The sequence below is a fragment of the Microbacterium sp. J1-1 genome (assembly GCF_024498615.1).
GTDB classification, from domain to species: domain Bacteria; phylum Actinomycetota; class Actinomycetes; order Actinomycetales; family Microbacteriaceae; genus Microbacterium; species Microbacterium aurugineum.
On sequence record NZ_CP089590.1, the window covers coordinates 480,560 to 507,067 of the forward strand.

Annotated in this window: 18 protein-coding genes; 9 read left to right on the forward strand and 9 right to left on the reverse strand. The window is 69.3% G+C overall.

What is annotated here, in order from left to right; genetic code table 11:
• Window position 1 precedes the first annotated feature (1 nt).
• The 4 genes from LRQ07_RS02260 to LRQ07_RS02275 all read right to left on the reverse strand — a co-directional run bounded on the left by LRQ07_RS02260 (window position 2) and on the right by LRQ07_RS02275 (window position 4,030).
• Complete coding sequence (locus LRQ07_RS02260) at window positions 2-820, reverse strand: siderophore-interacting protein (RefSeq protein ID WP_256535715.1); 819 nt, start codon at window positions 818-820, stop codon at window positions 2-4.
• 9 nt (window positions 821-829) lie between these two features.
• A complete protein-coding gene (locus LRQ07_RS02265; RefSeq protein ID WP_256536457.1) occupies window positions 830-1,615 on the reverse strand; it encodes an energy-coupling factor transporter transmembrane component T in 786 nt (261 codons plus the stop codon).
• A gap of 74 nt (window positions 1,616-1,689) precedes the next feature.
• The gene (locus LRQ07_RS02270) at window positions 1,690-3,384 is read right to left on the reverse strand and encodes an ABC transporter ATP-binding protein (protein WP_256535716.1); all 1,695 of its coding nucleotides are present in this window, start codon (window positions 3,382-3,384) and stop codon (window positions 1,690-1,692) included.
• A gap of 100 nt (window positions 3,385-3,484) precedes the next feature.
• Window positions 3,485-4,030 (reverse strand): ECF transporter S component, encoded by a 546-nt coding sequence (locus LRQ07_RS02275; RefSeq protein WP_047522418.1) that lies wholly within the window; start codon window positions 4,028-4,030, stop codon window positions 3,485-3,487.
• A gap of 188 nt (window positions 4,031-4,218) precedes the next feature.
• Here LRQ07_RS02275 and LRQ07_RS02280 point away from each other — a divergent pair, with 188 nt between their 5' ends.
• Window positions 4,219-7,371, forward strand: a complete 3,153-nt coding sequence (locus LRQ07_RS02280; protein WP_256535717.1) for a S8 family peptidase — start codon at window positions 4,219-4,221, stop codon at window positions 7,369-7,371.
• A gap of 72 nt (window positions 7,372-7,443) precedes the next feature.
• Here the strand turns inward: LRQ07_RS02280 and LRQ07_RS02285 are convergent, their stop codons facing one another.
• On the reverse strand, window positions 7,444-8,955 hold the full coding sequence (locus LRQ07_RS02285; protein WP_256535718.1) for a class I adenylate-forming enzyme family protein: 1,512 nt from the start codon (window positions 8,953-8,955) through the stop codon (window positions 7,444-7,446).
• 128 nt (window positions 8,956-9,083) lie between these two features.
• Between LRQ07_RS02285 and LRQ07_RS02290 the strand changes: the two genes are divergently transcribed.
• On the forward strand, window positions 9,084-9,701 hold the full coding sequence (locus LRQ07_RS02290; RefSeq protein WP_256535719.1) for a TetR/AcrR family transcriptional regulator: 618 nt from the start codon (window positions 9,084-9,086) through the stop codon (window positions 9,699-9,701).
• Window positions 9,698-11,314, forward strand: coding sequence for an acyl-CoA dehydrogenase family protein (locus LRQ07_RS02295; protein ID WP_256535720.1), 1,617 nt, complete (start codon window positions 9,698-9,700; stop codon window positions 11,312-11,314). The genes LRQ07_RS02290 and LRQ07_RS02295 overlap by 4 nt, the downstream gene beginning before the upstream one ends.
• A gap of 16 nt (window positions 11,315-11,330) precedes the next feature.
• Here the strand turns inward: LRQ07_RS02295 and LRQ07_RS02300 are convergent, their stop codons facing one another.
• Entirely contained in the window at window positions 11,331-12,248 is a 918-nt protein-coding gene (locus tag LRQ07_RS02300; protein WP_256535721.1) for a pirin family protein, read from the reverse strand.
• Window positions 12,245-12,589: a GNAT family N-acetyltransferase gene (locus LRQ07_RS02305; RefSeq protein WP_256535722.1), complete on the reverse strand. Its 345-nt coding sequence runs from the start codon at window positions 12,587-12,589 to the stop codon at window positions 12,245-12,247. The genes LRQ07_RS02300 and LRQ07_RS02305 overlap by 4 nt, the downstream gene beginning before the upstream one ends.
• A 201-nt stretch (window positions 12,590-12,790) precedes the next feature.
• On the opposite strand from LRQ07_RS02305, the gene recQ reads away from it, so the two are divergent.
• On the forward strand, window positions 12,791-14,836 hold the full coding sequence (gene recQ, locus LRQ07_RS02310; RefSeq protein WP_256535723.1) for a DNA helicase RecQ: 2,046 nt from the start codon (window positions 12,791-12,793) through the stop codon (window positions 14,834-14,836).
• A gap of 17 nt (window positions 14,837-14,853) precedes the next feature.
• Here the strand turns inward: recQ and LRQ07_RS02315 are convergent, their stop codons facing one another.
• Window positions 14,854-16,131 carry a TetR/AcrR family transcriptional regulator gene (locus tag LRQ07_RS02315; protein ID WP_256535724.1) on the reverse strand — a complete coding sequence of 426 codons (1,278 nt, stop codon included), beginning with the start codon at window positions 16,129-16,131 and terminating at the stop codon, window positions 14,854-14,856.
• 135 nt (window positions 16,132-16,266) lie between these two features.
• On the opposite strand from LRQ07_RS02315, the gene LRQ07_RS02320 reads away from it, so the two are divergent.
• From LRQ07_RS02320 to LRQ07_RS02335, 4 genes are all read left to right on the forward strand, one after another.
• Window positions 16,267-17,565 carry an MFS transporter gene (locus LRQ07_RS02320; RefSeq protein ID WP_134352884.1) on the forward strand — a complete coding sequence of 433 codons (1,299 nt, stop codon included), beginning with the start codon at window positions 16,267-16,269 and terminating at the stop codon, window positions 17,563-17,565.
• Window positions 17,566-17,567: 2 nt separating this feature from the next.
• A complete protein-coding gene (locus LRQ07_RS02325) occupies window positions 17,568-19,325 on the forward strand; it encodes a glycoside hydrolase family 3 protein (RefSeq protein ID WP_256535725.1) in 1,758 nt (585 codons plus the stop codon).
• A 196-nt stretch (window positions 19,326-19,521) separates the two neighbouring features.
• A complete protein-coding gene (locus LRQ07_RS02330; RefSeq protein WP_047522435.1) occupies window positions 19,522-21,585 on the forward strand; it encodes an acyl-CoA dehydrogenase in 2,064 nt (687 codons plus the stop codon).
• Window positions 21,586-22,043: 458 nt separating this feature from the next.
• Window positions 22,044-22,613 carry a DNA-3-methyladenine glycosylase I gene (locus LRQ07_RS02335; protein ID WP_131494493.1) on the forward strand — a complete coding sequence of 190 codons (570 nt, stop codon included), beginning with the start codon at window positions 22,044-22,046 and terminating at the stop codon, window positions 22,611-22,613.
• Between the two features lie 18 nt (window positions 22,614-22,631).
• Here the strand turns inward: LRQ07_RS02335 and LRQ07_RS02340 are convergent, their stop codons facing one another.
• On the reverse strand, window positions 22,632-23,378 hold the full coding sequence (locus LRQ07_RS02340) for a GntR family transcriptional regulator (protein WP_256535726.1): 747 nt from the start codon (window positions 23,376-23,378) through the stop codon (window positions 22,632-22,634).
• Window positions 23,379-23,583: 205 nt separating this feature from the next.
• Here LRQ07_RS02340 and LRQ07_RS02345 point away from each other — a divergent pair, with 205 nt between their 5' ends.
• Complete coding sequence (locus LRQ07_RS02345; RefSeq protein ID WP_256535727.1) at window positions 23,584-26,385, forward strand: metallophosphoesterase family protein; 2,802 nt, start codon at window positions 23,584-23,586, stop codon at window positions 26,383-26,385.
• Window positions 26,386-26,508: the final 123 nt, after the last annotated feature.

Consider the following 26,508-nt stretch of genomic DNA (forward strand, 5'->3'; position numbering starts at 1 on the left):
TTCAGCGCTTCCAGTAGCCGCAGAAGCTGACCGCGTTCTTGTCGACCCCGCGTTCGCCGACGAGGTGCTTGCGGACCCCGGAGGCCAGCGCCTGCTCTCCCGCCGCATACGCGTGGAACGGAGCGGTGGGTAGCGCCGTACGGCCGAGCGTCTCGAGAGCAAGAACCCCGGGAGCAGTGTCGTGCGGACGCACGAGCCAGACGATCTCGATCCCCGGAGGATGCGGGAACGGCAGGGCGTCCTCGTCGGACGGCACTTCGACGATCACGGTGCCGACGGCGTCCTCCGCCAGCGATGCGCTGATCGAGGCGATCGCGGGGAGGGCGGTCTCATCGCCGACGAGGAGGACGCGTTCGGTGCCGCGCTGCGGGTTGAAGGTGAGCCCCTCATCGATGATGAGCACGTGTTCGCCGGGCTGGCAGGTCTCGGCCCAGTGCGATGCCGGGCCGGCCGTGCCCTCTGCCGCCGATCCGTGCAGCACGAAGTCCACATCGATCTCCGCACCGCTGTCCGCCGTGGCCGCGCGGTAGGCGCGCACGCTGTAGTTCCGCATCACGGGGCGCTCGTCGTCGGGGATGCGCAGGAACTTCAGGTAGCCGAACATCTTGTTCGCCTTCGCGGGCACGCGGTCGAGTCCCGCGTCGCCGCCGATCGGCAGGAACAGCCGGAACCACTGATCGAACCCCATCGGGCGGAACTTCTCGATCTCACCACCGCCGAGCGTCACCCGGGACCAGTGCGCCGAGAGCCGTTGCGTGCGCAGCACCGTGAGGTGGAGGAGCTCGGCGCTCTCGGGCTTGACCATCTTGCTGTATGCCATGGGCGCCTTTCAGGGAAGCTGCCAGGGGAAGAACACCACGAAGAGCGCGGCGGAGACCAGCAGCATCGCCGCGGTGAAAACCGTGTCCCGGGTGCGGAACGGCACCAGGTGTCGCTCCGTGCGCGTGGGGTGCGCGCCGAAGGCCCGCGAGTCCATCGCCAGGGCCACGCGTTCGGCATGGCGGATCGCGCCCGCGAGCAGCGGCACGATGTAGCCCCAGCCGCGGGCGATCCGTGCGAACGGCCCCCGTCCGCCGTGGTAGCCGCGCACCCGATGGGCCGCACGGATGACGGCGAGCTCGTGTCCGAACCGTGGCACGAAGCGGAAGGCTGCGAGCGCCGTATACCCGATCCGGTACGGGACCCTCAGCTGCTGCACGCCGGCACGGACGAGGTCGGGGCCGCTGGTGGTGAGACCGCCGACGAGGGCGAGGGAGACGATGGCGCCCAGACGCAGGGCCGTGGCGAAGCCGAGCAGCAGGGCACCGCTGTAGAGCGTCCAGTCGCCGATCCGCACGACGGGTGTGGTGTCGGAGACGAGCGCGGTGTCGACCCAGACCGAGAAGCCGACGCCGATCAGCAGCATCCCGGCGGGGAGGGCGAGCAGCAGGAGGGCCAGGAGGCGTGCGGTCAGCCGCGCGCCGAGCAGGATCAGGGCATATGCGAGCAGGAGGAACGCAGTCGGGGTGGCGAGGTCGCGGACGAACACGAGCAGCAGCATCGCGGGCGCGAACCCGGCCACCTTGGCGAGCGGGTTCAGGGCGTAGAGGAACTGCCGCGGGGAGGACGCCGTCATCCGGGCGTAGGGGTCGAAACCCGGACCGGTGGCGGCCGCGGTGCCGGGGACCACGCGGTCCGTGGCTTCGGCGCTCACGGGTGCACCCCGAGCCCGGCAGACGAAAGGACACGCTGCAGAGCGGGCAGGCGGAGCCCCGCCTCGGCGAGCAGCCGCTCGTCTCGGAACAGTGTCGATGTCGGGCCGCTCGCTCGCACCCGCCCGCCCGCGAGCACCACGACGTGGGAGGCGTGTTCCGCCACGAGCTGCAGATCGTGCGTGACGATCACGATGGTGGTGCCCTCGGTGCGCAGCTCCTGCAGCAGTTCGAGGAGCTCGGCCGCCCTGGCGCGGTCCTGGCCGAAGGTGGGCTCGTCCAGAGCGAGGACCCGCGGCCGGGTGATCAGTGCGGTGCCTACCGACAGGCGCCGCTTCTCACCGCCGGAGAGCAGGAACGGATGCACCTCCGCCTTGTGCGCGAGCCCGAAGCGCGTGAGCATGTCGTCGACGCGCACGGTGATCTCGGCGTCCGGAACCTGGCGCAGTCGCAGGCCGTGAGCCAGCTCGTCGAACACCGTGTGCGCGATGAACTGGTGCTCCGGGTTCTGGAACACGAATCCGACGCGTGCGGCGAGGTCGCGTGGTGAGGCGACGCCCGGGTCGATGCCGTCGACCGTGACCTGGCCTCGGGGCGGCGGCACGACGCCGGCGAGCGCCTGAATCAGCGTGGTCTTGCCCGCCCCGTTCGCCCCGACGATCGCCGTGAGGCTCCCCGCCTCCAGAGCGAGATCGATCCCGTGCAGGATCTCGGTGCGCCGCCTCTTGACGGAGAGTCCGCGGGCGCGGATGATCGCCTGGCCGGTGTGTGCGCGTGCATCGCGGTCCTCTTCACGCGGTGCGGGGATGGCCGCCGCCGTCGCGGGGGAGTGCGGTACCTCCCGTGTGAGTGCGTCCGCGAGTTCGTGCGGTGTGAGGGGGAGAGGATCGAGTCTCCGACCCTCGTCCCGCAGCCGGAGTGCGGCGAGAGTCGCGCCCGGAAGCCACACGCCCATCGACACGAGTTCGTCGGCATGCTCGCGGATGGTCTCCGCCGCAGGGCCGTCGAAGACGACCGTCCCTTCGCGATCGAGCACGAGGGTGCGGGTGACGAAGTCCATCGCCGCGTCCAGGTTGTGCTCGACGAGGAGGATCGCCCGGTCACCGGCGGCGACGACGTCCGCCAGTGCCGCGTACACGTCGTCGATGCCCTGCGGATCGAGGTTGGCGGTCGGCTCGTCGAGCACGATCAGTGGGGAACCCATCGCGAGGGCGCAGGCGATCGCGAGTCGCTGCCTCCCTCCACCCGAGAGATGGTCGGGGTTCTCGTCGCGGCGATCCCAAAGCCCGACGCGCCGCAGAGCCGCTTCGACCCTGTCGTGGACGACGTCGACGTCGAGGAGCAGGTTCTCGGGGCCGAACGCGACCTCGTCGTAGACCGTGCCCGTGACGATCTGCGTGTCCGGATCCTGGAACACCATCGCCACCTGCGTGCTGAGTGTCGCGGTCTCTGCGCTCGCCGAGTCGATGCCACCGGCCTCGACCGTGCCGACCATGCTCGCGGGCAGCGCATGAGGGATCAGACCGTTGAGCGCGAGGGTCAGTGTCGACTTGCCGGATCCGGACGGTCCGAGCAGCAGGACCACTTCGCCGGGGCGGATGTCGAACGTGACGTCACGGGGGGAGGGGTGCGCGGCATCGGCGTGGGTGAGGGAGAGGTCACGCACGCGGAGCAGAGGCGCGGATGGGCGCACGGCGGGTCCCGGGTCGTCGGATCGTGGACTTCTAACTTAGCTGAGCCTTACCTGATCCGCCATCGAGCGGGGGTGACGCAGTGCGCCGGATCGAGCCCGGTCAGCGTCGGGCGACTCCGGCGCGGCGCAGCGCCGAACCGATGGCGAGCCCGATCGCGGTCCAGGCGACCGGGCCGAGCACCGAGATCGCGAGGTACAGGATCTGCGCCCACAGCGGCATGACCGAGAGATGGGCGGCGAAGAACACGACGACCGCCACGAAGATCCCGATGATCGCGGCCGAGAGGAAGAAGCGCCACGGACCCCAGGAGCGGTAGCGCGTGAGCGCAGCCACTCCTTCCTGGATCAGGCCGAACAGCAGGGCCGTGCCGATGAACCGCAGGGCCCAGGCCGGGTTGAAGGCGCTCGCGATCAGCGCTGCGAACACATGCGTGATCAGGGCGACGAGGGGGAGGCGCAGCACCTCCTGGGCGATGATCCCCGGGAGCACGTGCGAGCCGAGCACGAGGCCGTAGAGAAACAGCAGCGGGCTCGCCAGCAGGACCGGCGTCACCCATCCGGCGATGCCCGCGAGGATGCCCGTCGCGACGCCGATCGCTGCGCAGACGAGCAGGACGCGAGTCGTCAGGACGGAGGTGCGGGCCACGTCTCCAGCTTACTGTCGACCTATCGGGAGCCCTGCCGTGCAAAATCCTGGCGTATCGGCGAAGCCGGATTCGACCATCGACCAGTTCTGTCTCCGGAGGTGAGGAGCGGGGCTATGTTGGCCGCGGTGCAGCAACGCGGCTGCATCGTGATCATCGGGAGCACCACATGGGTCGAACACCCCTCCGGATGGCAGCAGCCACCACCCTGGCGACGCTGTTCATCGCATCCACGGCAACCACCGGTTTCGCGGCGACCGAGGAGGTGACGCACCCCGTTCCGGTCGCCGGCACCCCAGGGCACTACATCGTGGTCATGAAAGCAGACCCCCTCGCCACCTACGAGGGCGACGTCAAGGGCCTGAAGGCGACGAAACCCGCCGAGGGTGAGCAGCTCGAGACCCAATCGCAGGACTCGCAGCGGTACGTCAAGCACCTCGAATCCGAGCAGACCGACCTCGTCAGCGACATCGGCGTCACCCCGGACACGACCTACCAGGTCGTGCTCAACGGGTTCAGCGCCGACCTCAGCGGCGAACAGGTCGATGCGCTCCGTGCGTCGAAGGACGTGCTGGGCGTGTACCCCGATGAGATCCGTCACCCGGATGCGCAGACGTCGACCGACTTCCTCGGTCTCGGCGACGACCGCAAGGGCCGTGGCGGCGTGTGGCAGCAGACCGGAGGAGTCGACAAGGCCGGAGAAGGCGTCGTGGTGGGTGTGATCGACACCGGCATCGCCCCGGAGCACCCCTCGTTCGACGGCAAGAAGCTCAAGAAGCAGAAGAAGCAGCACGACCGGCACAAGGGCAAGCAGCCCTACACCGACGGCAAGTACGTCTACTTCGACAAGTCCGACGGCGGCCAGTTCCAGTCCGCGATGGTCGAAGCCCAGGACTGGGACAAGCGCGACTACTCCTCGAAGCTGATCGGCGGCCAGTATTTCTACGCCGGAGCCGAGGCCGCCGGCTTCGACTTCCAGTACGACTACCTCTCGCCGCGTGACGGCGACGGTCACGGGTCCCACACCGCGAGCACCGCGGCCGGCAACTTCAAGGTCAAGGCCTCCATCGAGGATGTCGACTTCGGCACGGTGTCCGGCGTCGCCCCGTCCGCGAAGGTCGCCGCCTACAAGGCCTGCTACGTCGGTCCCGACCCTGCGGTCACCACGGATGACATCTGCGCCCTCAGCGACCTCGTCGCGGCGATCGACCAGGCCGTCGCCGACGGTGTCGACGTGATCAACTACTCGATCGGCGGCGGTGCCGCCAGCACGGTGATGGCTCCGGAGGACCTCGCGTTCTTCAACGCCGCGGCCGCGGGTGTCTTCGTCGCGACCAGCGCCGGCAACGACGGTCCGGACCCGGTCACCGCCGACCACGCCTCGCCCTGGTACACGACGGTCGCCGCCTCCACCATCCCCACCTGGGAGGGCACCGTGCAGTTCGACGGGTTCGAGCAGGCCGGAGCGTCGGTGAGCGTGCCGTTCGGCGAGAGTGTCACCGGCCCGTCCATCGCAGCGGTCGACGCCGGGGCGGCGGGAGCGGTCGACGCGCAGCTCTGCCTGCCCGGCACCCTCGACCCGGCCAAGGTCGCCGGACACATCGTCGTGTGCGACCGCGGCAGCAACGCGCGTGCCGAGAAGTCGCAGGTCGTGAAGGATGCCGGCGGCATCGGCATGGTTCTCGTGAACGTGCCCGGTGGAGCGGACTCGCTCGACAACGACTTCCACGCCGTGCCGACCGTCCACCTCAACGCCGAGTACCGCGAAGCCGTGCTCGCGTACGTGCAGGGCGGCGTCGATCGGCCGATCACGCTGGTCGGTGAGAACACGACGGGCGTGACCACCCCCACGCCGCAGATCGCGGGCTTCTCGAGCCGCGGACCGATGCTCGCCGACGGCAGCGATGTGCTGAAGCCGGACGTGGCAGCCCCCGGTGTCGCGATCCTCGCGGCGACGAACAACGCCCCCGGAGAGAAGCCGACCTTCGGCATCCTCTCCGGCACGTCGATGGCCTCACCGCACGTCGCCGGTCTCGGAGCGCTCTACCTCGGTGAGCACCCGAAGGCGACGCCGGCGGAGATCCGTTCGGCGATGATGACGACCGCTTACGACACCGTCCTGCCCGACGGATCGAAGAACACGAACCCGTTCGAACAGGGCGCGGGACAGGTCGACGCGACGCGGTACCTGAACCCGGGTCTGCTCTACCTCAACGGAGTGAAGGACTGGGCGGCATTCCTCGACGGGAAGGGCCTGTCGGACTTCCCCGGCATCGATCCCATCGACGGCAGCGACCTGAACCAGGCATCGATCTCGATCGGCTCGCTGGCCAGCGCGCAGACCGTCACCCGGTCGGTCACATCGACCCAGAAGGGGACGTTCACCGCGAAGGCCTCGGTCCCCGGAGTGCACGTCAAGGTCACGCCCTCGCAGTTGACCTTCGACAAGCCGGGGCAGACGAAGACCTTCACGGTCACGTTCGACAACACCGATGCTCCGGTGGAGCAGTGGGCCACCGGCACGCTGACCTGGACGAGCAAGAAGAACACGGTGCGCTCCCCGATCGCGGTGTTCCCGGTGACGGCGGATGCTCCGGCCGAGGTCACGGGTACCGGAGCGGACGGCAGCACGGCGGTTGAGATCACCCCCGGTCTCGACGGCGACCTGGCGCTCGACCTCTCGGGACTCACCGCCTTCGACCTGCTCAGCGACCCGGACAACCCGGTCGAGGGGCACTCGGGCGACGAGAACTCCGGTGACGCGAACAAGGACGTGGCGTGGATCGTCGATGTACCGGAGGGGACCACCCTCTCGCGGTTCGACCTCGATTCCTCGGACGACGACGGCAGCGACCTGGACCTCACCGTGTACCGCGTGGTGAGCCCGGACGACCTGCGGTACTACGAGCGGTGGCAGTCGGCGACCGGTTCGGCGGACGAGCAGGTCACGCTCCCCGCACCGACCGCCGGGACCTACCTCGTGGTCGCGAACATGTACTCGACGACGGGTCCGATGACGTGGGACATGACCTACGCCAACGTGCAGCCCGGCGGAGAGGGCGCGTTCGCCGCGACCCCGAACCCGATCGCCGCCGTCCGCGGCGAGAAGACGAGCTATGAGCTCAGCTGGACGGGCCTCACGGCCGGTACCCGGTACCTGGGACTGGTCCGCTACGGCGACTCCGAGGTCCGCACCGTGGTGACGGTCACCGTCCCGGCGGGTGAAGCGCCCGACGCCGAGGTCCCGCCGACCGAAGCGCCCGAGACGGACGCTCCGGAGACGGAGGCTCCGCCGACGGAGGCGCCCGAGACGGAGGCTCCGCCGACAGCCAAGCCGGAGTAGCCCCCACAGCACAGCGCCCCGCGGTCTCCCTTCCGCGGGGCGCTGTGTGCGTCCGAGCCTCCGTCCGGAAGATCAGGCGTCGACGAGTTCGGCTCGGAGCACGTGTTTCATGATCTTGCCGGAGGGCGTGCGCGGCAGCGCCTCGCGGACGATCAGCTCGCGGGGGATCTTGTAGCGGGCGAGGCGGTCGGCGAGGAACTCCCGGACGTCGTCGAGGAGCACGTCGTCCGCCGCCTCCAGGACGGCGACGACCGTCTCTCCCCATTCCGGATGCGGGCGTCCGATCACGGCGGAGTCGGTGATCGACGGGTGGGCGCGCAGCGCATCCTCGACCTCGGGAGAGTAGACGTTCTCTCCTCCGGAGATCACCACATCCTTGAGCCGGTCGACGATGTAGAGGTAGCCGTCCTCATCGAGACGTGCGAGGTCGCCGGTGCGGTACCAGTCGCCGACGAACGCGGCCTCCGTGGCTTCCGGAGCGTCGAGATAGCCGATCATGCGGGTGGCGGAGCGCATCCACAGCTCGCCGACCTCACCTCCTGCGACGTCGGACGCGTCCGCACCCACGACCCTGATGTCGACGCCCGGCATGCCGCCTGCGCCGATGGAGCCGGCCCGCACCCGCTGCTCCGAGGGGTAGAGGGCGGCGCCCACGGGGCCCATCTCGCTCATCCCGTAGACCTGGTAGAAGCAGTCGGATCCGTAGGCGGATTCGAGCAGGCTCACGGTCTCGGCTCCCAGCGGCGCACCCCCGTAGGCCCACAAGCGGACCGACGAGAGATCGAAGTCCGCCAGGCTCGCGCCGACCGTCGGCAACACCTTGAGTGGGGCCAGGTAGGCGATGGGCGCGCCGAAGAACGCGGTCACCCCGTGCTTCTGGATGGTCTCGAGAAAGCCGACGGGGTGATATTCCTTGAGGAGGACCACGGTCCCGCCGAGGTAGATCATCGACAGGAACCAGTTGTTGAGCGGTGAAGCGTGCCAGATGGGCATGGCGATGAGGAACCGGTCGTCCCGTCGGAGTCCTACGGCCGCCGTGGTGTAGGCCGGGACGTTCGCGAGTCCTGCGTGGGAGTGCAGACACCCCTTGGGGCTGCTGGTGGTGCCGGAGGTGTAGAGCACCTGGGCGATCGCGTCGGGCTCGACCTCGACTCCGTCCCACTCCTCACTCGTCGCCACGAGCTGATCGAACTCTCCGGAGGCGTCGTCGGTCGTCGTGAGGATACGGGCGGACGGGGCGCCCTCCCTTGCCCGGGGCACGAGATCCTCGTCCGTGACGATCAACCGGAGTCCTGCGTGCGCGGCGACGTATCCCACCTCGTGCGCCGTGAACTTGTGGTTGATCGGGACGAGCGTGGCCCCGGCGCGCCAGAGGCCGAACGCCGCGATCGCGAAGGCGGGGGTGTTGTAGGTCATGACCCCGACGCGGTCGCCTGCGGAGACCCCTGCTGCCTGGAAGACCGCGGCGGCGCGGCGAGAGGCCGACAGCAGCTGCGAGTAGTCCAGCGTGCCGAGATCGGACACGATCGCCTGCGTGTGCGGAAAGGTTCGGGCGGAGCGTTCGAGCATCCAGGTCAGATTCATGGAGTGGTTCCTCACGTCGTCGTGGTGTGTCCGGCGGCGCCTTGCAGCGCCGACTGAATCGTGATTCAATGCGGCTATTGAATCATGATTCAGTCGACTCGAACAGTCGCATCCGGTGGGGAGACGAGATGGCGGAGCAGAGACGCCGACGAGTGAACGTGGTGGCCGGAGATCGTCGTCGCGAACTGTGTGAGGCCGCGAGCGGCATCGTGCGCGAGGAGGGCTTCGGCGCGGCGACCGTGAAGGCCATCACCGCTCGTGCGGGAATGAGCGCGGGCCTGCTCTACACCTACGTGGACAGCGTCGACGATCTGCTCGCCGATGTCTTCCGACAGTGCGCCGGGGCCGAGCTGACGGCGGTGGACGACGCGGTGCACGCCGCGCCCGATGATGCTCGTGCGCGTCTAGTCGCTCTGATCGAGACCTTCGCGGCGCGCGCACTCCGCGGACGGCGACTGGCCTGGGCGCTCCTCGCCGAGCCCGTCGGCCGCGCTGTCGACGAGGAGCGCCTCGCCTACCGCCGCGGCTACGCTGCCCTGCTCGAGGAGATCGTCCGACAGGGGATCGCTTCTGAGGTTTTCGCTCGGCAGGATCCGGCGATCACGGCGGCGGGACTCGTCGGCGCGATCGGTGAGGCGCTCACCGGACCGCTCTCCCCGGTCTCCGGCGTCGAGGACGCACCCGACCCCGAGTCCGTCGTGGCGACGATCACGGCCCTGTGTCTGCGCGCTGTGGGGGAGAGATGAGCACGCACCACGTCACGAATCAGGCGCCGGAGCGCGTCGGCGTGGACGAGTACGGCACGAACACGGCGCTCGTCGAGGGGGTCGAGCGCTATGACGCCGCATGGGCGCACCCGGGACTGCACGAGATCGGCGTCCGTGTGGGCGGCGAGCAGTTCCAGGAGGATGCGCGACGGGCCAACAGGAACAAGCCGGTCCTGCGCAGCCACGACCGCTGGGGGCACCGCATCGACGAGGTCGAGTACGACCCGTCGTACCACCGCGTGCTCGGCGCGGCCGTCGCGGCGGGGGCGCACACCTCGGCTTTCGCCGACCCGCGGCCCGGTGCGAACGTCGCTCGTGCCGCATCGTTCATGCTGTTCGCCCAGGTCGAGCCCGGGCACGCCTGCCCGGTGTCGATGACGCATTCCGTCGTGCCGGTCGTCGCCGCGCAGCCGGAACTGGCCGCGCAATGGATGCCGCGACTCCTGTCGACCCGATACGACCCCTCCCTCTCCCCGGGAAAGCCGGGCGCGTTGTTCGGCATGGCCATGACCGAGAAGCAGGGCGGTTCGGACGTGCGCTCGAACACGACCGTCGCCGCGCCGCTCGGGGGCGGACGCTACGCGTTGACGGGGCACAAATGGTTCTGCTCCGCGCCGATGTCGGACGCCTTCCTCGTTCTCGCTCAGGCGCCGGGCGGCCTCTCCTGCTTCCTGCTCCCGCGCCTGCGCGAAGACGGAACGCGAAACGAGATCCGGATCATGCGCCTGAAGGACAAGCTCGGTAACGTCTCCAACGCGTCGAGCGAGGTGGAGTACGAAGGCGCCGTCGCCCACCTCGTCGGGGAGGAGGGGCGCGGTGTGCGCACGATCATCGAGATGGTCACCCACACCCGGCTGGACTGCATCCTGGGCTCGCTGGCAGGCATGCGTCAGGCGACCGCCGAAGCAGCCTGGCACGTGCGTCATCGCTCCGCCTTCGGTCGTACGCTGATCGACCAGCCGGCGATGACCGCCGTGCTCGCCGACCTGCAGCTCGAGACCGAGGGGGCCACCGCTGCGGCGCTCAGACTCGCGCGCGCCTACGACGCCGATGCCGACGAGCAGGAGACCGCTTTTCGTCGTCTCGGCACCGCGGTCATGAAGTACTGGGTCTGCAAGCGCGGACCCGCGCATGCGGCCGAAGCGCTCGAATGCCTCGGCGGCAACGGGATCACCGAAGACTTCCCGCTCGCTCAGCGCTATCGCGAGCAGCCGGTCATGGCGGTGTGGGAGGGGTCGGGCAACGTCATCGCCCTCGACGTCCTGCGTGCGCTGGCTCGCGAGCCGCAATCCTTCGAGGCGTTCGACGCCGAAGTGGCGCTCGCCGCCGGGCAGGATCCCCGGCTCGACGTGCACATTGCCCGCACACGGGATCTCGTCCGCAGCATCACGGAGGATCCCGCGGCCGAGGCGCGGGCACGGAGGCTGGTCGCCGATCTCGCGCTGTCGCTGGAGGCATCGCTCCTGATCCGTACCGCCCCTTCCGCCGTCGCGGAGGGGTTCCTCGCGGCGCGCCTCGGCGAGGGGATGGGGCGACTGTTCGGCGAACTCCCCGAAGGGGTCGAGGCCGCCGCCATCGCCGCCCGGGCGTGACGATCTCCGTGTCGCGTCAGATCTTGCGGCTGCGCGGCATGAGCCGCACGGGTGGCAGCGGCGGAGCGGGGATGCGCACGTCGTGTCCGGCGACGACACCGAAGCGGTCGGATGCCGCTTCCCAGGCCTCGCGCGCGTCGACGATCTCGTCGTGCGAACGGCCGGCGAAGTTCCACCACATCACGATGTCGGCCTCGAAGGGTTCGCCGCCGAGGAGGAAAAGCAGTGCCCCCTCGCCGCTCGACACCTCGACGCTCTCGCGGGAGTCGCCGAGGTAGAGCAGGCCGTTGCGGTCGAGGGGATGCTCCGCCACGACCGCATCGCCCTCGACGAGCATCAGCGCGTGCTCCCAGCCGGCCCGCAGGGGGAGACGCACGCGGGAGCCGGGGGAGAGGACGATCTCCGCGCCCACGATCGGCGTGTGGACGGTCGCGGGCGAGCGCACGCCGGCGAAGTCACCGAGCACGACGGTGGCTTCGGCTGCTGCCCCTTCGTCGGCGGGGAGTGTGAGCGCGGGCAGTTCGGTGTGCCGCTCGAAGCCGGGGGAACCGTGGCGGGCGGATTCGGGCAGCACCACCCAGAGCTGCAGCGCGTCGAGCGGCACGGGTCCCTCGCCGATCGAGTACTCCGAATGCGAGATGCCGTTCCCGGCCGTCATCAGGTTCAGCTGCCCGCGCCGCAGGTCCGCATCGCTGCCCAGTGAGTCGCGGTGGCGGATCTCCCCGACGAGCGGCCAGGTCACGGTCTGCAGTCCGATGTGCGGATGTGGCTCGACCCGCATCTTCGTGTCGGCGGGACCGAACCGGTCGAGGAAGCACCAGGCACCGATCGTCGGCAGGTTCCGGTGCGGCAGGGCTCGCAGCACGTTCATCCCGCGCACACCGCCGAGCGGAACCTCCCGCGGCTCCAGGATCAGGCGGTGCTGCCCGATCATTCCGCCCGCCCGGTCGGGTCCTCGCCCGCGGATCCGGCGTGACCAGCGGGAGCCTTCGGCCAGCGGATCTCGGCACCGGGGATCTCATGCGTCTCGAGGTATTTCGCGATGTACGGGCACAGCGGCACGATCGCCTCGCCGCGCCCGGCCGCATCCGTCAGCGCTTCGGCGGCCAGCTTCCCGGCCAATCCCTGTCCCTGGAACGCCGGGTCGATCTCGGTGTGGAGGAAGCGGATGGATCCGGCACGGAGGTCGAAGGCCGCGAAGCCCGCGAGCACGTCGCCCGAGTGGAGTTCGTAGCGCGATTCGCCCTCGTTGCGGGTCACGGTGATGTCGGTCATCGGAGCTCCTTCGAACGGGTTGCCTCCAACCTACGCCCGTGCGGGTGGGGTGGGCCGAAACCCAGACGACCCGAGCCGCGGACGGCGTGTCGAAGCGCGCCACGCCCAGTGAGTTACGGATGGTCTGGGTTTTCGCCCGCCCCGCCCCTGGCCTGTGGAGAGGGGGGCTCCCGCGTCGGCGGGGGTGGTTACGCTGGAGGAATGCCGCAGACTCCCCGTGACCCGTACGCGGACCTGCCGTACGCCGACGAGCCCTACGACGATGGCTGGGAGCAGTCCGCCCCGCCGGAGCCGATGGATTGGGAGCCGCAGGGAGCAGGATTCGAGCCGCCTCTCGACTGGGGATCCGGGCCCGTCACGCCCGTCGCATCGGCGACCTTGACGCCTGTGTCGGTGGCGCGGCGGGCGACCCCGAGTCGGTTCGCGACCGCTCTCGATGCGCTGCACACGGTCTTCGGCTACGACGAGTTCCGTGGCGACCAGGCCGAGATCGTCGAGCAGGTCATCGCGGGCGGCGACGCCGTGGTCCTCATGCCGACCGGCGGGGGCAAGAGCATCACGTACCAGGTGCCGGCACTCGTGCGCGAGGGCACGGGGCTCGTGGTCAGCCCGCTCATCGCGCTCATGCACGACCAGGTCGATGCGCTCCGGGCCAACGGCGTCAATGCCGCGTACCTCAACTCGACGCAGGCGATCGACGAGCGCCGAGAGGTCGAGCGGGCCTACGTCGCCGGTGAGCTCGACCTCCTCTACGTCGCCCCCGAGCGGCTCTCCCACGCTCAGACCACGGCGCTGCTGCAACGCGGGACGCTGAGCGTGATCGCGATCGACGAGGCCCACTGCGTGTCTCAGTGGGGTCATGACTTCCGGCCCGACTACCTCGCGCTGGGTGACCTCGGCGAGCGGTTCCCCGGGGTCCCTCGCACGGCTCTCACCGCGACGGCGACCGCGGCCACGCACAAGGAGATCACCGAGCGTCTGCGACTCGACGGTCAGGACGGACGAGAGGCCGCCACACACTTCGTCGCGAGCTTCGATCGCCCCAACATCCAGTACCGGATCGTGCCCAAGGTCGACCCGCGCAAGCAACTGGTCGCCTTCATCCGGTCGCAACCGGAAGGTGCGGCGGGTATCGTCTACGCCCTCAGCCGCAAGTCGGTCGAGCAGACGGCGACCTCCCTCGCCGCTCAGGGGATCGACGCGCTCCCGTATCACGCGGGCCTTCCCGCGGAGGTGCGTGCAGCCCATCAGGCCCGCTTCCTCCGGGAAGACGGCGTGGTCATGGTCGCGACCATCGCGTTCGGCATGGGGATCGACAAGCCCGATGTGCGTTTCGTCGCGCACATCGACCTGCCGAAGTCCGTCGAGGGGTACTACCAGGAGACCGGTCGCGCCGGTCGTGACGGCGAGCCGGCGGTGGCGTGGATGGCGTACGGACTCGGCGACGTGGTGCAGCAGCGCCGCCTCATCGATCAGAGCCCCGGGGACCGCACTTTCAAGATGCGGTTGGGGCAGCACCTCGATGCGATGCTCGCGCTCTGCGAGACCGTGGAGTGCCGTCGGCAGAACCTGCTCGGCTACTTCGGTCAGCAGTCGCAGCCCTGTGGCAACTGCGACACATGCCTCGACGACACTGAGACGTTCGACGGCCTCGTTCCGGCGCAGAAGCTGCTGTCGACCATCGTGCGACTCCAACGCGAGCGCAACCAGTCCTTCGGCGCCGGACACCTGATCGACATCCTCCGCGGCGCGTCGACCGAGCGCATCCGGCAGCAGGGCCACGACAAGCTCGCGACCTACGGCATCGGCAGCGACCTGTCCGACCAGGACTGGCGCAGCGTGGTCCGGCAACTCCTGGCCCGCGGCATCCTCGTGGCCCAGGGCGATTACGGCACGCTGGCCCCCGGCGAGCAGGCGGCCGGGGTGCTGCGCGGAGAGACCGCCGTGCCTCTTCGCAAGGACACGATCGGTCGTCCCGTCTCGTCCGGTCGTGCCCGCAAGGCGAGTGCCGCGGATGCGCTGGACGCCGGGGACCGCGGGCTCTTCGAGTCGCTGCGGGCCTGGCGCGCCGAGACCGCACGGGAGCAGGGTGTTCCTGCGTACATCGTCTTCGGTGATGCCACCCTGCGCGCTCTCGCCGAGCATCGCCCGGCGTCGCTCGCAGACCTCGACGGCATCACCGGCATCGGCGCGAAGAAGCGCGAGGCATACGGCGAGAGCGTGCTCGCGGTCATCGCCGCGGCCTGAACGCCGCGTCCTGTCCGTCAGCGTGCGGGCAGCACGTCGGCGAGGTGAGCCCGCAGCTGCTCCGCGATGTCGACCGCATTCCGGTCGTAGAGCCACTGATACTGGAGGCCGTCCCACATCGCGATGAGCCAGGTGGCCTCGTGTGCGGGGTCGCGGTGTGCTGGGAGGTCGCCGTCTTCCTGAGCCATGCGGAAGAGCTCGGTGAAGTGGTCCAGGGCGTTCGTGAACCGCGAGGCGAAGTAGTCGTGTGCCGGATGGGTCGCGGGGACGGCTTCGCAGGACAGGACCGCGTACACCTCGATCAGGCCGGGTTCGTTGCGTGCGTTGACCCTCGCGCCGTCCGGGATGCCTCGCAGCAGCGCGCCGGCCGAAACGACTTCGGAGAGTTCCGTGGTCGCGCTGATCGCCTTGTCGCGTTCGGCGAGGACGGCGCTGAGGAGCAGCTCTTTCGAGGGGTAGTGGTGCAGCAGCGTCGATTTGGAGACGCCGACGGCGGTGGCGATGTCCTGCAGGCTAGTGTCGCCGTAGCCGTCGCGCGAGAACAGGCGCATCGCGTCGGCGACGATCTGCGCCCGGCGGCGGCGGCCGACCGCGTATCCCGGGTCGGCGTTCGCCAGCGTGCCGGTGCGGAGTTCGGGGAGGGTGCGGGAAGTTCCGGTGCCGGACCCGGGCGCGTCGTCGGGGTCGCGCCAGCCGACCGGCAAGGCCCACAGGTTCTCCCGCTCCTCGAGCTCCTCGACCACGTCGACGCGGTCGGGCAGGTACTGCGAGAGCAGCTGCAAGCCGTCCCAGCCGGCGGTGTGCCGCACGATCTCACCGTCGACATCGCGGTCGGCGGCGACCACGCCGAGGTGCTTGGCGTCCTCCAGGACGTCGACGCTGAGTTCGCGCAACCGCGCATAGCGCTCCCGCATCCGCTCGTGCGCCGGGTGCCCAGGCGATGATGCCTCGCCGGTGAGCGCGGCGAAGAGCTCGAGGTATCCCTCGGTGTGGGCGTTCCGCTCGGCGAGTCGGGTGAAGACGAGGTCGCCGGGTTCGGATGCGGCGGCGATCTCCGCGAAGACCGTCTCGTTGTCGGCCTCGAGTGCGCCGACGACCTCGGCGAGGAGGTCGTCCTTCGAGCCGAAGTGCCCGAGCAGCCCGGGGTGGCTGACCGAGGCGGCGGCGGCGATGTCTCGCAGGGAGGTCGACCGATAGCCGCGGGAGATGAACAGATCGTGGGCGGCAGCGAGGATGCGCTCCCGTGTGGCGGCGGCACGGGCGTGCCGCGAGCCCGTCGGTGCGGTCGTGGTCATCGCATCCTCCTTTCCGCTCTCTATCCTCGCTCATTACCACTCGGTCGGTATTCACTTACCAATCGGTCTGGATTCGTGTATCTTCTTCGGAGAGCCGCATCGCCCGAAGACGTGCGGAGATTCGAAAGGACTGTCATGACAGAGTTGTCATCCGCCGCGAACGCGGCTGCGGTCGGCACCACCGGGTTCAAAGCGCCCGGAACGACGCCGTCGAAGACGCCGCGCGGCTACGCGCCTGGTCTCGCCGCCGTGAACTTCGGCGTGTACCTCGCGCTTCTCACGCCGGTCATGGTGTCGATGGCGTTCAAGATCCAGCACATCGATCCGGTCAGCACGGAGGCGAGCCTGGGGCTGGTGATGAGCATCGGCGCAGCATTCGCGCTCGTGGCGAACCCGCTGGTGGGTCGGCTCTCCGACCGGACCACGTCGCGTTGGGGCATGCGTCGCCCGTGGATCCTCGGTGGCGCGATCGTCGGCCTCGGCGGATTCCTGATCATCGGCGTCGCCACCTCCGTGTGGATGGTCCTGCTCGCCTGGTGCCTCGTGCAGGCGTCGATGAACGCGGTGCTCGCCGCAGCCAACGCCACCTTGCCCGATCAGGTGCCCGTCTCGAGCCGCGGCAAGGTGTCCGGCATCATCGGTATCACCACCCCCATCGGCATCCTCGCCGGGAGCTTCATCGTCAACTTCCTCCCCGGTGACTTCGAGCGCTTCGTCGTGCCCGCCGTAATCGCGCTGATCCTGGTGATCGTGTTCGTCCTCGTCCTCCAGGACCGTCGACTCACAGAGAAGCCGGCGGAGCGCTTCACGGTCGGCACCTTCTTCGGTTCCTTCGTCTTCAATCCGCGCAAGCACCCGGACTTCGGCTGGACGTGGCTGACGAAGTTCTTCGTGATGTTCGGCTACGCGGGCATCGCCACCTACCTTCCGCTGTACCTGATCACCAAGTTCGGCCTCGACGAGCAGGGCGCGGTCGGAACGATCCTCTTGGCCAACCTCGCCTCGATGGCGGCGATGGCGATCTCCTCGCCGCTCGGTGGCTTCCTCTCCGACAAGATCGGCAAGCGGCGTCCGTTCGTCGCGGTCGCCGGTGTGATCATGGTGGTCGGTCTCGTCATCCTGGCCGTTGCTCCGGACGTCACCACGGTCGTCGTCGCGCAGGCGATCATCGGGCTCGGTGCGGGCTCGTTCCTCTCGGTCGACCTCGCCCTCGCCACCGAGGTGCTGCCCAACCCCGCCGACACCGCAAAGGACCTCGGGGTGCTCAACATCGCCAACGCGCTGCCGCAGTCGATCGCGCCGGCCATCGCCCCGGCCATCATCGCGCTCGGCGCCGCCACGCCACTCGGCGGCTACACGGCCTGGTATCTGTTCGGTGCGCTCGTCGCGCTGGCCGGTGCCCTCCTCGTCTACCGCATCAAGGGAGTTAAGTGACCATGACCGATACCGCCACCACCGTCCGTCCCTGGCTCGATGCCGCTCTCCCGGTCGACGAGCGCGTACAGCTGCTGCTGGATGCCATGTCGATCGAGGAGAAGGCCGGCCTCCTCTTCCACACGATGATCGCGATCGGCGATCTCGAGGAGTCCGACCCCACGTTCGCGACGCCCTCGGCCCGTGAGTTCCTCGAGGGCAAGCGGATGACCCACTTCAACCTGCTGGGGGCCGCACCGACCGGCCGCGAGATCGCGGCCTGGCACAACTCCCTGCAGCGTCTCGCGGCATCCACGGGTCTCGGTATCCCGGTCACCCTGTCGACCGACCCCCGCCACTCGTTCAGTGAGAACCCCGGGGCGTCGATCCTCGCAGGGCCCTTCTCGCAGTGGCCCGAGACGCTCGGGCTCGCCGCGACGCGGGACGAGGCGCTCGTGGAGCGATTCGCCGACATCGCCCGACAGGAGTACACCGCGGTCGGCCTCCGCGTGGCGCTGCACCCTCAGGTCGACCTCGCGACCGAACCGCGCTGGGCCCGGCAGACCGCGACCTTCGGAGAGGATGCGGAACTCTCCGGCAGGCTCGGGGCCGCGTACATCCGCGGCTTCCAGGGCGCCTCGTTCGGACCCGGATCCGTGTCGACCATGACGAAGCACTTCCCGGGCGGCGGTCCGCAGAAGGACGGCGAGGACCCGCACTTCTCCTACGGGCGCGAGCAGGTGTACCCCGGCGGAGAGTTCGAGCTGCACCTGAAGCCCTTCGAGGATGCGCTCGCCGCCGGCACGCGCCAGATGATGCCGTACTACGGCATGCCCGTCGGCACTGAATATGAAGAGGTCGGCTTCGGCTTCAACAAGTCGGTCATCACCGGGTTGCTGCGGGAGCGCTACGGGTTCGACGGGGTGGTCTGCACCGACTGGGGGCTGATCAGCGACTCCGAGATCTTCGGACAGCCCTTCTCCGCCCGCGCCTGGGGAGTCGAACACCTCACGCCTCGCGAGCGCATGAAGAAGGTGCTGGATGCCGGTGCCGACCAGTTCGGCGGCGAGGCGAACCCGGAGCTGCTGCTCGAGCTCGTCGCCGACGGCGAGATCACGGAAGAGCGACTCGACGTCTCGGCGCGGCGGATCCTGCGGGAGAAGTTCGAGCTCGGTCTCTTCGAGAACCCCTTCGTGGATGAGGACGCCGCCGACGAGATCGTCGGACGCGCGGACTTCCGCGCCGCGGGGGAGGACGCGCAACGCGCCTCGATCACCGTCCTGTCCAACGACGGTCCGCTGCCGTTCGCGAGCGGAACGAAGCTCTACCTCGAGGGCATCGATGCGGACGTGGCGGCCACCTTCGGCGAGGTCGTGGACACTCCTGCCGAGGCCGACCTCGCGATCATCCGCCTGCAGGCACCGTTCGAAGAGCGCGCGACGATGTTCGAGAACTTCTTCCACGCGGGATCCCTGGAGTTCCCCGCCGAGCTCGTCGCCCACGCCCGTGAGGTTGCACACGCGGTCCCGACCGTCGTCGACGTGCTGGCCGACCGTCCGCCGATCCTGACCCCCATCGCCGAGGTGGCTGCTGCGGTGACCGTCAACTGGGGCGCGTCCGGCGCCGCATTGCTCGACGTGCTGAGCGGTGCGGTCGAGGCGCACGGCAGACTGCCGTTCGATCTGCCGAGGTCGATGGCCGCTGTCGAAGCCTCCCGCCCCGATGTCCCGTTCGACACCGCGGATCCCCTCTTCCGCTTCGGCCACGGTCTCTCGCTGTAGTCGCTCTCGAGCCGTCCTCCCGCCGGCGACCCTCTCGGAGTCGTGGGTAGGAGGGCGGCTCGGCCGTTCCTGTCGCGAGGCGACAACCGGCGGCGGGGGCATCCCGGCGACGCGTTGGAGGATGCTTACAGAGGAGTTCCTCGACGTTTGTCGCAGACCTACCATGGTGTTCTCCCTACTTTCCTGGAGGAACCCCATGGTCGACGCTGCCGTCCGTCCTTCGACGACACCCGATGAATCACACGAGATCGCGGCCCCGCCGCAGATCGACGTCGCCCGAGTGAACGATGCCCTGATGGGCACGTGGGGTGACGTCCGCCGCCAGGCGCGCGAGATGATCAAGGATTCAGCGTTCTGGCGCAAGGATGAGCTCGGCAAAGACGAGCACCGCGAGCGCGTGCTCAGCCAGCTGCACCTGCTGGTCGAGAACAAGGCGGTGCACCGTGCGTTCCCCAAGTCGCTCGGCGGTGAGGAGAACAACGGCGCCAACATCGCCGGCTTCGAGGAGCTCGTGGTCGCCGACCCGAGTCTGCAGATCAAGTCCGGTGTGCAGTGGGGACTCTTCGGCTCCGCGATCCTCCAGCTGGGCACGAAGGAGCACCACGAGAAGTGGCTCCCCGGCGTGATGGACCTGTCGATCCCCGGTGCCTTCGCGATGACGGAGATCGGACACGGCTCCGACGTCGCCGCCGTCGGCACGACCGCGACGTACGACCCGGAGACCGAGGAGTTCGTCATCAACACCCCCTTCCGGGGCGCGACGAAGGAGTACCTGGGCAACGCCGCACTGCATGGCGTCGCGGCGACCGTGTTCGCTCAGCTCATCACGAACGGTGTCAACCACGGTGTGCACTGCTTCTACGTGCCGCTGCGCGGGGAGGACGGCAACGATCTCCCCGGTATCGGTCGCGAGGACGACGGACTCAAGGGGGGACTCAACGGCATCGACAACGGACGACTGTCGTTCGACCACGTGCGCATCCCGCGCACCAACCTCTTGAACCGCTATGGCGACGTCGCCGCCGACGGGACGTACTCCAGCGCGATCGACAGTCCCGGCCGCCGCTTCTTCACGATGCTCGGCACGCTCGTCCAGGGGCGCGTGTCCCTCGACGGCGCGGCCTCCTGGGCATCGGCGCTCGGCCTGCACATCGCGATCACCTACGCCACGCAGCGTCGTCAGTTCGACGGAGCAGACGGCCAGGAAGTCGTGCTGATGGACTACGGCAAGCACCAGCGCCGTCTGCTCCCGCGCCTGGCGACCACCTACGCGCAGATCTTCGCGCACGACGAGTTCCTGCAGAAGTTCGACGGCGTGTTCTCCGGCCGCACCGACACCCCGGCCGACCGGGAGGACCTCGAGACGCTCGCGGCCGCCCTCAAGCCGCTCTCGACCTGGCATGCGCTCGACACCTTGCAGGAGGCGCGCGAAGCCACCGGTGGGGCCGGCTTCATGTTCGAGAACCGTCTGGTCGGCCTTCGCCAGGACCTCGACATCTACGTCACGTTCGAGGGCGACAACAACGTCCTCCTGCAGCTGGTCGGCAAGCGCCTGCTCACCGATTACGCCAAGCAGTTCCAGGGCAAGGACGCGGCGGCGCTGGCGAAGTTCGCCGTCGGAATGACCGCGGGCAAGGTGTTCCACGGCGCGGGGCTCCGTCAGCTCGGACAGGCCGTCTCCGACTTCGGTCAGGTGAGTCGCTCGGTCGAGCGGGGGCTGCGCGAGGAGCAGCAGCACGACCTGCTCGCCGGGCGCGTGCAGCAGATGGTCGCCGACATCGCGGCTCGGCTGCGTCCGGGGGCGAAGGACAAGGTGCTCGGCGCGCGCCTCTTCAACGAGAACCAGGCGGAACTCATCGAAGCCGCTCGTGCGCACGGAGAGCTGTTGCAGTGGGAGGCGTTCACCGACGCCGTGCATCAGATGGACGACCCCGACACGAAGAAGGTCCTCACGTGGCTGCGTGACCTCTTCGGACTGCAGCTCATCGAGAAGCACCTCGCCTGGCACCTGATCAACGGACGCTTGTCGACCCAGCGCGCAGCGGCCGTGTCGAGCTACATCGACCGTCTGTGCGCGCGGCTGCGCCCGTACGCCCTCGACCTGGTCAACGCGTTCGGCTATGAGCCCGAGCATGTGCGTGCACCGATCGCGAGCGGCATCGAGAAGCAGCGTCAGGACGAGGCGCGTGCGTACTACGCCGACCTCGCGGCGACCGGGCAGGCTCCCATCCAGGAGAAGGCCCTGAAGAAGAAGCGCTGACCCCGCTCGCCCCCGCCCCCCTCGCCTCGTCGAGGCCCCGCTCCGTGTCGGGACCCCCGCTCCGTGTCGGGACCCCCTCTGAGACACGCGAGTGAGAGGGGGTGTCGACGTTGGACGGGGGCGTCGGCGGTGGATAGGTATGTGTGCGGCCGACGGTCCGCTCGCCTCGTCAGGCCTCTTGCCGTCGAGACCCCCTCTCCGTGTCGAGGCCCCCTCTCCGTGTCGAGGCCCCCTCTCCGTGTCGAGACCCCCTCTCCGTGTCGAGACCCCCTCTGAGACACGCGAGTGAGAGGGGGTGCCGACGGTGGGCGGGGGTGCCGACGGTGGGCGGGGGTGTCGACGGTGGACGGGGGCGTGGGCGGTGGACGGGGGCGTTGGCGGAAGCGGGGGGCCGGAGCGGCAGGCGGCAGGCGGCAGGCGCCCGTGGCGGTGTCGGTCCTGGCGGATAGCCTGAGCGGATGAGCTCTCTCCTCACCGGACCCGACGCCCGTGACCGCTGCGCCTGGGTGGGTGACGACGCCGAGTACCGCCGCTACCACGACGAGGAGTGGGGCACGCCCCTGCACGGCGACCGCGCGCTGTTCGAGAAGATGGCGCTCGAGGGCTTCCAGGCCGGACTGTCGTGGATCACGATCCTGCGCAAGCGGCCGCGGTTCCGTGAGGTCTTCGCGGGGTTCGAGCCCGAGATCGTCGCGGAGTTCGGTGAAGACGACGTCGAGCGCCTGATGGGAGACGCCGGAATCATCCGGAATCGCGCGAAGATCGAGGCGACCATCGGCAACGCCCAGCTGGTCCGCTCGATGGGAACAGGCGAGCTCGACGAGCTGATGTGGTCGTTCGCGCCGCCGGCATCCGGTACCCGACCGGCGTCGTTCAGCGACGTCCCCGCTGTCACGCCGGAGTCGACGGCGCTGAGCAAGGAGCTGCGACGACGAGGCTTCCGTTTCGTCGGTCCGACGACGATGTATGCGCTGATGCAGTCGGCGGGCATGGTCGACGACCACATCGCGGGGTGCTGGCGCGCCTGATCATCGGAACCGCGAGGTTCAGCGTTCGCCGGTCTCCCGCGTGAGTGCGGAGCGCGCGTCGGAGGTGTTCTCGACCGCGAAACTGGCCATCGTCGGCAGGTAGCGGTCATCGGCGACCTCGACGAGGGAGCCGTCCTCGGCCCACGCCGTTCGCCGCACCCGCAGCAGCGGAGTCGACACCGAGACCGCGAGCGCCGCGGCATCGAGGTCATCCGTGGGGACGGCGTCGAAGACATGGCGTGCGCGGACGGGTGCGCATCCGTGATCCTGCATCGTCTGGTAGATGCTCCCCGTATCGAGGTCGGCCGCCAACAGCAGCTTTCCGACGGCGAACGGGAATGCCGACCTCTCGAGCATCGCCGGCTCGTCGTCCAGCAGCCGCAACCGCACGATCTCCACGATCGCCGCCCCCGGTTCCACGCCGAGATCGTCGGCGACGGTTTCCGATGCCGGACGCCGGGCGGCCTCGATGACCCGCTGTCCGGGGCGGCGTCCGATCGACCGCGCCCAGTCGGTGAATGAGACGAACGATTGGAAGGACTGCGTCGGCACGAGTCGCCGTACGCGCGGCGGTGCGCCCCGTCCGCCGTCGACGGCGCCCTCTGCGCGCAGGGTCGCCAGCGCCTGCCTGATCGGCCCCCGCGAGGTACCGAACTCGGCGATCAGGGAGTGCTCGCTCGGCACCCGTTCGCCCTCGGGCCACTCACCGCTCCTGATGCGATCGCGCATCTGTTCGTACAGCTGCTCGTGCAGCGGTCTGCGCATTCGCGTCCTCGCTTCCGTTGTCATGACTTCTCGCTCCTCGACGCTGCCAGTCAGGCCCACTCTGCCTCATGTCGGTGAACACTTTGAGAATACTGCGGCAAAAAATTGTCATGACTACTTTCGCTCCGCATGCTCAGAAGAGACCCGGAGATTCTCCACCCTGCCTCGGCCGAGATGTGCGGTCGACCAACTCCAAGGAAGAGACATGAGAACCAGACGCGGAATCGGTGCCCTTGCGGTGACGTGCGCCCTCACCCTGCTCGGCGGGATCGCGGCGACACCCGCGCTCGCCGCGGCCCCGCCGCTCGACGAAGGCTTCACCGATGCCACTGCGACGCAGCCGCCGGCGGGATGGTCGGTCGACAACACCAATGTCGACGGCACGCGCACCGAGTGGCAGGGCTGGTCGTTCCACACGCCGGCCGAGGTCGTGTCCGTGTGGGGGAACAGCGGAGACCGCGGTTCCTTCTCCCGCGCGGAGGGGATGACCGCGGTCGTGCACTCCGACGCGAACCGGCCGACGCAGGGGCGTTTCAGCTCGGTCCTGTGGGCTCCCGAGGTCGACCTCCAGAGCGGCGACGGGGCGGTGCGGGTGGTCTTCGACAGCCACTACAAGCAGGGACAGGCACCGCAGACCGCTCAGCTGGTGGCTCGGTTCGACGACGAAGCGCCCGTCGTGGTCGAGTCGTTCGCGCGGAACCGGCTCGACGAGCAGGTGGATGTCTCGATCCCGGTGCCGGCGGGAGTCGACGCTGTCACGGTGGGCTGGTCGTATGCCGAGAGCAGCAACAACTGGTTCTGGATGATCGACGACGTGCAGATCAGCGAGGCGCCACCGGCCGATTCGACACCGCGCATCCTCTCCGCGGCCAAGCCCGTCACGACGGCGGGTGCGACAGTGCCGGTCACGATCGGCGGCCTCCGCCCCGGCCAGCAGCTGACCGCGACCTTGGGAGAGTCGGCCACTCCGATCCCGGGTATCCCCGTGGCCGACGCCGCCGGGGAGACCTCGTTCTCCGTCACCCTGCCCGAAGACCTCGCCCCCGGCTACGTGGCGCTGTCGCTCGGAGGCGCCGGCATCGTCTCGACGTCGCTCGAGATCACGGTACTCGCGGCAGGCGATCCGGACTCGGCGACCACCGAACCGCTGCTCTGGTTCGACGGCTTCGAGAAGGACACCTGGACCACGACGGGTGCGTGGTCGCTGTCGACTCTCGACAGCGTGGTCGGGCAGTACGGAACCGACCGCCGACACGCGTTCACCCGGGCCTCGGGACGGATCGCGGTGGCGGAAGCGACGGAGGGGGCGTTCTCGGGCACCCTGACATCGGCACCGATCGCTGTCACGGCGGGGGACACGCTCGAGGTGCGCCTCGACAGCCACTACCGCAAGCGCGGCGGACCACAGCAGGGATCGGTGAGGGCCCTCTTCGACGACGGGACCGAGGCCGTGCTGCGCGAGCTCTCCGAGGCGGATGAGGAGTCGGCGCGACTCCGTCTGCCGGTCGCGGTGCCCGCGGGCGCGACGTCGATGAGCATCCGATTCGGGTTCGAGGCCGCGAGCGCCGCGGGGTCGTGGATGCTCGACGACGTGCAGGTGCTGCGCCCGCTCGCCCCGCTCGCCGAGGGGGTCGAGGCTGACGCGGTCGTCGACATCTTCAGCGACGTGCAGGGAGCGACGACCCGGCTGAGCCAGAACGTGCTTCCCGGCTTCCGTGCGATGCCGCAGGCGGCGGATGTGCTGGTGTCGAACGGCGATCTCGTCAGCACGGGGTCGACCGCCAACTACACCTCCTATCTCTCGGCGCTCGCCGCGGGGGGCGGGGGCGACTACGGCACGGTCGTCTCGACGATCGGCAACCACGAGTACTACGGCAGCGAAGGATCGGCGGTGTATCAGAAGCGCTTCCTCGACTCGACCGGTATGCGTGAGGTCGGCGGGCAGGGCGGTCTGTGGGGAGAGGTCCTCGTCGACGGGCAGCTTCCCCTGATCTGGATCGGGAGCGAGTTCTACGACTACGCGGCGAAGACCGGTTCGGGCCCGTTCATCGACTTCAGCCAGGAGCAGTTCACCTGGATGCGCGACCGGCTCGCGCACTGGCGTGCCCAGGACAAGCCGGTGCTGCTGTTCTCGCACCACCTGCTGCCCTACTCGGTCTCGGGGTCGTACGCGCGGTTCTACAAGAACGACTACGGCCAGGAAGAGGCTCGCTTCGCCGCGCTCCTCGCGCAGAACCCGAACGTCATCATGTTCAACGGCCACACGCACTGGTCGCCGACGCTGAACGACTGGAGCGCCGAGCTGCGGACGGATCCGAGCCTCGCCCATGCCCCGACGGTCGTGAACACCGGAGCGGTGACCACGATGTACGGCCCGAGCGGCGACTGGGAGGAGAAGGCCGTCGGCGGTGCCGATCCGGTCGGACTGCGCGCCGCGCTGTACGACGACCGCGTGCGGGTCACGGTGTACTCCTTCTCAACCACCGGCGCGACGGAGATCAAGCACATCGACGTCCCACGGCCGACGGCGGCGCCGGTCGATCCGGTCGATCCCGTCGATCCCGTCGATCCCGCCCTGGAACTCAGCACGCAGAGCGTCGCAGCGGGCGGCCGGGTCACGATCGCGGCCACCGGATTCCCTGCCGACGCCGAGGTCGAGATCGAACTGCGCTCCGCACCGGTGCGGGTGGGCGTGGCGACCGCCGATGCCGACGGGGCGTTCCGCACGGTCGTCACGATCCCCTCGACGACGCCGGCCGGTGCTCACACGCTGGCGGCGATCCTTCCGGACGGGACCGAGGCGACCGCCCCGATCACCGTCACAGGCGCGGGTGAGGGGCCGGGTGGCGTCGCGCCGGGCTCCGGCGGTGGGGCGGATGCACCGTCGACTGGCGGGGGGCTCGCGGCCACCGGCGGTGAGCCCGGCTGGTTCCTCCTCGGCGGCGGCCTGCTGCTCGTGGCGCTCGGCGGGTTCCTCCTCGCCCGGAGGCGCCGCGCGGGCAGCTGAGAGCGTTCCGTTCCCCCTATCGCCGGGGCGGCGCCGAGGTCGACTCGACGCCGCTCCGGCGATGGGTACTACTCCCCATCGAGCGGTTCTCCGACACGCGGTTAGGATGAACGGGTGCGTCGT

What these genes read in the sequence shown, in the direction of transcription:
- LRQ07_RS02260 (WP_256535715.1), bottom strand. Translation starts at nt 820, where the DNA reads ATGGCATACAGCAAGATGGTCAAGCCCGAGAGCGCCGAGCTCCTCCAC.
- LRQ07_RS02265 (WP_256536457.1), bottom strand. Translation starts at nt 1,615, where the DNA reads ATGACGGCGTCCTCCCCGCGGCAGTTCCTCTACGCCCTGAACCCGCTC.
- LRQ07_RS02280 (WP_256535717.1), top strand. Translation starts at nt 4,219, where the DNA reads ATGGCAGCAGCCACCACCCTGGCGACGCTGTTCATCGCATCCACGGCA.
- LRQ07_RS02285 (WP_256535718.1), bottom strand. Translation starts at nt 8,955, where the DNA reads ATGAATCTGACCTGGATGCTCGAACGCTCCGCCCGAACCTTTCCGCAC.
- LRQ07_RS02290 (WP_256535719.1), top strand. Translation starts at nt 9,084, where the DNA reads ATGGCGGAGCAGAGACGCCGACGAGTGAACGTGGTGGCCGGAGATCGT.
- LRQ07_RS02295 (WP_256535720.1), top strand. Translation starts at nt 9,698, where the DNA reads ATGAGCACGCACCACGTCACGAATCAGGCGCCGGAGCGCGTCGGCGTG.
- LRQ07_RS02300 (WP_256535721.1), bottom strand. Translation starts at nt 12,248, where the DNA reads ATGATCGGGCAGCACCGCCTGATCCTGGAGCCGCGGGAGGTTCCGCTC.
- LRQ07_RS02305 (WP_256535722.1), bottom strand. Translation starts at nt 12,589, where the DNA reads ATGACCGACATCACCGTGACCCGCAACGAGGGCGAATCGCGCTACGAA.
- recQ (WP_256535723.1), top strand. Translation starts at nt 12,791, where the DNA reads ATGCCGCAGACTCCCCGTGACCCGTACGCGGACCTGCCGTACGCCGAC.
- LRQ07_RS02315 (WP_256535724.1), bottom strand. Translation starts at nt 16,131, where the DNA reads ATGACCACGACCGCACCGACGGGCTCGCGGCACGCCCGTGCCGCCGCC.
- LRQ07_RS02320 (WP_134352884.1), top strand. Translation starts at nt 16,267, where the DNA reads ATGACAGAGTTGTCATCCGCCGCGAACGCGGCTGCGGTCGGCACCACC.
- LRQ07_RS02325 (WP_256535725.1), top strand. Translation starts at nt 17,568, where the DNA reads ATGACCGATACCGCCACCACCGTCCGTCCCTGGCTCGATGCCGCTCTC.
- LRQ07_RS02330 (WP_047522435.1), top strand. Translation starts at nt 19,522, where the DNA reads ATGGTCGACGCTGCCGTCCGTCCTTCGACGACACCCGATGAATCACAC.
- LRQ07_RS02335 (WP_131494493.1), top strand. Translation starts at nt 22,044, where the DNA reads ATGAGCTCTCTCCTCACCGGACCCGACGCCCGTGACCGCTGCGCCTGG.
- LRQ07_RS02340 (WP_256535726.1), bottom strand. Translation starts at nt 23,378, where the DNA reads ATGCGCAGACCGCTGCACGAGCAGCTGTACGAACAGATGCGCGATCGC.
- LRQ07_RS02345 (WP_256535727.1), top strand. Translation starts at nt 23,584, where the DNA reads ATGAGAACCAGACGCGGAATCGGTGCCCTTGCGGTGACGTGCGCCCTC.